Below are 1,853 nucleotides of genomic sequence, written 5' to 3'. Positions count from 1 at the left end.
CCCTGTGTGTTAGGATAGTTGTCAGTGAAGCGAAATAGTTTTTGTGGTAGAATAGAACTATCACAGGAAGGAGCTTTACACATGAACTACAGTCCAGAATTCAAGGAAGCCATGCTTCGCAGGATGCTTCCGCCAAACAACGAATCCATCACAAAGATCGCTAAAGAAGAAGGTCTCTCTGAACAGACCCTTCGCAACTGGCGCGATAAAGCGAGAAAGGAAGGATACGCCGCTCCTGGAACGGATGCATCTCCGGATGACTGGAGCACACAGGATAAATTTTTGATTGTTGTAGAAACCGCCAGCCTTAACGAGGCTGAGCTGGCTGAATATGCCCGCAAAAAGGGGCTGTATGTCGAGCAGATCAAAGCCTGGAAGGATGCCTGCATGAATGCAAATGGCGGGATCGCAAAGGAAGCTGCCCGACTCAACCGGGAACTCAAAGACTCCCAGAAGGAACGTAAAAAGCTTGAAAAAGAACTGCAGCGAAAGGAAAAAGCTCTTGCGGAAGCAGCGGCTCTGCTCGTGTTGTCAAAAAAAGCAAATGCGATCTGGGGGGATCCCGAGGACGAAAAATAAGCGCCTCAGATCGCAGTGAAGCAATCAAGCTTATTGACGAAGCGGTCGAACACGGCGCCAGACTCCGTGCCGCCTGCGAAAGGCTCGGCATAACCGAACGGACCTATTACCGTTGGCAGGCACTTGATAAAAAACATGCTTCCTATGAAGATCGGCGATCTTTTGCGGATCACTCGAATCCGTCAAACAAGCTGAGCCCTGAGGAAAGGCAGCGGATCCTCGATACAGTGAACGAGGAACGCTTTGCCAGCATGCCTCCATGCCAGATTGTGCCGGCTCTGGCAGACAATGGTGAATATATTGCCTCCGAGTCCACCTTCTATCGGGTACTGCATGAAGAAAAAATGCAGAACCACAGGGGGCGGAGCCAGGAACCGGGCAAACACGGCAAGCCCACATCGTATTGTGCAACAGCACCAAATCAGGTATGGACCTGGGATATCACATATCTCACAGGAGCGGTGAAAGGTCTCTTCTACTATCTTTATCTGATCATAGACATTTTCAGCCGGGACATTGTCGGCTGGGAGGTTTGGGAAGAGGAATCCGCAGACCATGCAAGCGAACTGATCAAACGCGCCTGCATTGCCCAGAAACGGCTGACAACCATGCCGCTGGTGCTGCATTCCGATAATGGTTCGCCCATGAAAGGTGCGACCATGCTGGAAACACTGTATGCACTGGGCATAACACCATCAAACAGCCGTCCTCGTGTGAGCAATGACAATCCCTATTCGGAATCGATATTCAAGACATTAAAATATCGTCCCAACTATCAGCCGAAGGGATTTGGCAGTGTAACAGAAGCGCGCATCTGGTGCAGGCATTTCGTCGAGTGGTACCGCTTTGAACACCATCACAGTGGGATCAAATTTGTCACACCGGCACAACGTCATGACGGAAAGAGCGATGAGATCCTCCGAAAACGTCATGAGGTCTATGAAGCCGCAAAAGCTTCTCATCCAAAACGCTGGAACGGCCGCCAGACACGGGACTGGAGCGACATCGAGGCAGTATATCTGAATCCGGATAAAACCTATGAGGAAACGACAGTTGCTATTGTCAAGGATCCGGAAGTCAGAGCTTCATAAGATTTCATACTTGCTTGACTGCCCAACACCTGGAACAGGCTAAGCTGTCAATGATCGCGCAGCGATGGTCTGAACCGCTTGTCATTGACAGTTTAGACTGATCCAGGTACCCTCGGTCAAAGCAAGAGGAAATATAGCAACAAATAAATAAAGTTTTACTGACATCTAGCTTGACAAACAGCG

At 49.8% G+C, this 1,853-nt stretch carries 1 protein-coding gene; it reads left to right on the top strand.

From position 1 onward, the window contains the following. The first annotated feature begins 81 nt into the window (after window positions 1-81). Window positions 82-1,670 (top strand): IS3 family transposase gene (locus ACQRCC_RS15475; RefSeq protein ID WP_427851641.1). Its coding sequence is split into 2 segments (ribosomal slippage): window positions 82-550 and window positions 550-1,670, totalling 1,590 coding nucleotides; the frame shifts between segments, so codons are not numbered across the junction. Window positions 1,671-1,853: the final 183 nt, after the last annotated feature.

Source organism: Sporofaciens sp. SGI.106, assembly GCF_050314255.1.
Classification (GTDB): Bacteria; Bacillota; Clostridia; order Lachnospirales; family Lachnospiraceae; genus Claveliimonas.
The sequence above is the reverse complement of the archived record's forward strand: the minus strand, read 5'-3'. Positions and strand labels throughout refer to the sequence as shown.